Source organism: Denitrobacterium sp., assembly GCF_056180635.1.
Genome location: NZ_JAZZJS010000058.1, coordinates 1 through 3,234 on the forward strand (window position 1 = coordinate 1; position 3,234 = coordinate 3,234).

Here is a 3,234-nt window from a genome sequence, read left to right on the forward strand (position 1 = left end):
ATTCCGCCTTCGATACTCGCATACGCATGGGCCCTCGAGAAGCAATCACGCGAAAACTGCGGAAACGAACGAATGGGGAAAGCCAGCCCGTCTTTTCGGATGGTGTTCCAGCGGGCAGGACGTCGTGACGGGCGCATTGTCCCGCGAAGGGGCGCATACCGCGCGCTAGATGTCGGCGAGCTCGTCCTCGATTTCCGGCGCATTGCCCCGCGGAGGGGCACATACCGCGCGCTGCCTTTTTCAGAAAAGGCAGGCTTGTCGGGGCGAAATGAGTCGCACGTTTTTCGCGAACTGGGGGAAACGCTGCGCCAGATGTGCGAGGGGCGTGCCTTTTTCAGAAGAATCCCCTTTTGCAAAAAGTGCATGGGGCCCAGAATTCCGCGCATACCCGAGGACGTATAATCCAGGTGCAGCGTTCGCAATCGCAAGAACGCTCTGGCGGGGCGCGATGCTCTTGCGACGTGGTGGTCCTTGGCGTCGCGCCCTGCCAGAGCAGCAAGGACCACCACCATGAGCGACAAGAGGCGGCGCTGGCTTGCCCCATCGGCGACTCCCTGGGACGACCTGGATGCATCTGGCATCGGGGCGGCCGAGCGCATCGTCATGGCCTGCCACCGCGACATCTACAGGTACAGGCACGCCCCCACTACGCTGGAGGGCGAGGCCGAGTTCTTCAACGCGTACGAGAGGGATGCCTGCCCAAGATGCGGCTCCGTCCGCATCGTCTCGAGGGGAAGGGGCTCCAACGGCGTCAGGAGGTGGCTCTGCCGGGATTGCGGGAGGCACTTCACGCCAGCCACCGGTACCGTGTTCCAGAGCCGCAAGATCCCCGTGGCCGACTGGACGGAGTTCCTGCTGGAGGTCTTCTCGTACGAGAGCATGAGCGGAATGGCCAGGTCAAACAGGAGGTCGTACACGACCCTGCCCTATTGGATGGCGAAGTTGTTCGCCGTGCTCGAGGGCGTGCAGGACGGCATCGTCCTCTCGGGGAGCGTCCAGATAGACGAGAAGTACTTCCCGGTGGCAGCCAGGGATTGGGCGAAGAGGCCCGATGGGAAAAATCCGCATGGGCTCTCGCGCAACCAGATTTGCATTGCCATGGGATGCGACTCCTCGGGAAGATCGTATTGCGCCCGGATGGGGCTCGGAAAGCCGAACAAGGCGCGGACCTGGGATGCGTATGGGGCCCATATCGCCCCGGGTTCGAGGCTGGTTCACGACATGGAGGGGTCGCACGAGGTGCTCGTGTCGAGGCTCGGGCTCGAGAGCGTCATCCATAGCTCGAGGCTCCTGAAGGTCGTTCCCGACGGGGAGAACCCGCTTAGGGACGTCAACCGCCTTTGCTTCCTCCTGGGGCTGTTCCTGAAGTCCCATCCCGGATTCGACCGAGGCAACCTGGATGGCTACCTTGACCTCTTCCACGTCATGATGAACGAGCCGGAAGACAAGATGGCGAAGGCTGCCATGGTGCTCGATCGGGCAATGAGGTTCCCGAAAACGCTGCGATACAGGGACTTCTACGAGCCGAAGCCCAGGTGAGAAACAAGCAGATGGGCAGCAGCGTGTACTTTCTGCAAAAGGGGATTCTTTCAGAAAAGGCACAGCACGCATCGCTCCCTCGCGGCATGTGCTTATTGCGGCAGGAGGCATGGCAATACGTGACGCGTGCTAGTATGGCGAACGGAAATGGAAGCGATCGGCGGGAAGGAACGCACATGAAAACACTGTTGCACGCATGCTGCGGCCCCTGCTCGCTAGAGCCCGTGCGCCTTCTGGCCGAACAGGGCCACGAGCTTACCATCGCCTTCATGAACTCGAACATTCAGCCGCGTCCCGAGTACGACCACCGGCTGCAAACGCTGCTGGCCTGGGCAAACGAAGAGGGCATCCCCGTTATCGAGGGCGTCTACGACGACGCAGCATGGCACGATTTCGCAGGCGTCATCCAGCTTACGGGAGGCCCGCGCGCAGAGCGCTGCCGCCGTTGCTATCACCTGCGACTCGAGGAAGCGGCCGAATACGCCGCAACGCACGGGTTCGAAGCCCTTTCCACCACGCTCGCGGTAAGTCCCTACCAGCTATTCGACATCTGCCACGAAGAGCTGGTGGCGGCATGCGAGAAATGGGGGCTCACGCCCGTGTGGCAAGACTTCCGCCCCTACTACCCCGAGGCAACGCGCCGCAGTCGCGAAGCGGGCATGTACCGCCAGAATTACTGCGGCTGCATCTACTCGAAGGCCGAAGCCAACACGGAACGCGCCGCCCGCAAGGCGAAACGTGCAAAGGAGCTGGCGGAACGCGAAGCGGCCGAAGCGCTCGAACGAAAAGAGCGCAACGCGGCGCGCGCAGCGTACGACGCCAAGCAGCGCGCCAAGAAAGCCGCCCGCAATGCCGCACGCGCGGCAGCGAAAGCGGCAGCCAGCCAGCAAGAAGAGCATGCATCCATGCAGCACATAGCGAACGAAGAAAGCGAAGAGGCATAGTGAAAACCAGCGATTTTGATTACGAACTTCCCGAAGAGCGCATTGCGCAGGCCCCCTGGCCCGTGCGCGACGAATGCCGCATGCTGGTGATGGACCGCCAAACGGGCGAGCTGCAGGATCGCATCTTCCGCGACATCTACGAGTATGCGCAGCCCGGCGACGTGTTCGTCGCCAACGAAACGCGCGTCATGCCCGCGCGCCTGCTGGGTGCCAAGCGCGGTACCGGCGGCGCTGCCGAAGTGTTCCTGCTGCGCCCGCATGCAGGCAAAATCGCAACCAACGTGTCGTCGGCCTGGGAAGCCCTAGTACGCCCCGGCAAGCGCCTGAAGCCCGGCGCCATCGTCGACTTCGCCGACGCATCGGGCAAGGTCATCCTTTCCGCCGAGGTCATCGACTTCAAAGAAGACGGCAAGGGCGAGCGCATCGTGAACCTTTCCACCGACGCCTTCCCCACGCTCGACGAAGCGGTGCACGCCGTGGGCCACACGCCGCTGCCGCCCTACATCAAGGACTACGAGGGCGACGAGGAAATGTACCAGACTGTGTACTCGCGCAATGAGTCTTCGGCCGCCGCCCCCACCGCGGGCCTGCACTTCACACCCGAGCTCATCGAACGCCTGAAGCAGAAGGGCGTGCGCTGGGAAACGGTGGAGCTGCAGGTGGGCATCGACACGTTCCGCATCGTCGAGGAAGACGACCCCACCACGCACGCGATGCACACCGAAACCTACACGGTGCCGCAGCACGTCGT

Annotated in this window: 3 protein-coding genes; all 3 read left to right on the forward strand. The window is 62.8% G+C overall.

The features are described 5' to 3' along the window. The first annotated feature begins 510 nt into the window (after positions 1 to 510). Positions 511 to 1,539, forward strand: coding sequence for a transposase (locus AC04P6_RS05075; protein ID WP_475565526.1), 1,029 nt, complete (start codon positions 511 to 513; stop codon positions 1,537 to 1,539). A gap of 176 nt (positions 1,540 to 1,715) precedes the next feature. Further along, positions 1,716 to 2,483, forward strand: a complete 768-nt coding sequence (locus AC04P6_RS05080; RefSeq protein WP_475565527.1) for an epoxyqueuosine reductase QueH — start codon at positions 1,716 to 1,718, stop codon at positions 2,481 to 2,483. After that, positions 2,483 to 3,234, forward strand: a 752-nt coding sequence (locus AC04P6_RS05085; RefSeq protein ID WP_475565528.1) for an S-adenosylmethionine:tRNA ribosyltransferase-isomerase, incomplete at its 3' end; no start/stop codon positions are given. The genes AC04P6_RS05080 and AC04P6_RS05085, both read left to right, overlap by 1 nt.